The 476-nt window shown below is 50.6% G+C and carries 1 protein-coding gene; it reads left to right on the top strand.

Features of this window, described 5'->3' with window-relative positions:
• Positions 1 to 48: 48 nt before the first annotated feature.
• The coding region (locus HPY31_RS28535; RefSeq protein ID WP_172143298.1) for an Ig-like domain-containing protein at positions 49 to 476 on the top strand (428 nt) is incomplete at its 3' end.

Below are 476 nucleotides of genomic sequence, written 5' to 3'. Positions count from 1 at the left end.
CAGCTAGGAGATGGAACGGTACAAAATCGGACGACGCCAATAGAAAGTATGCTGGTGATCTCTGCTCAGCAACTGGTAGCGAGTCCAAGCACGGTGTTGCTGCCGACGTCTCAAAGCAAGCCATTACAAATCACGGCGACCTATCCAAATAACAGCACCCAAGATGTCACGACGCAGTCGATGTATGAGAGCAGTAACCCAGCGGTAGCAACGGTAGATGCAGCAGGAGTGATCACAGCGGTATCGGTAGGGACAGCGAACATCACAGTCAGCTACTATAACAAAACAATCACGGTCCCTGTGGAAGTCAGGGAGACAGAAGTCAAAGCCAATCGCTTATCCGCAGGTGGAGCACATACGTTGATGGTGAAAGAAGACGGAAGTGTATGGGCGTGGGGTCAAAATGAGAAAGGGCAGCTAGGAGATGGAACAGTACAGAATCGGACGAGGCCAATAGAAAGTATGCTGGTCATCTC

It is taken from the genome of Brevibacillus sp. HB1.3 (genome assembly GCF_013186635.1).
Lineage (GTDB): Bacteria > Bacillota > Bacilli > Brevibacillales > Brevibacillaceae > Brevibacillus > Brevibacillus brevis_D.
Note: the sequence above shows the minus strand (reverse complement) of the source record. Positions and strands in the feature narration are given on the sequence as shown.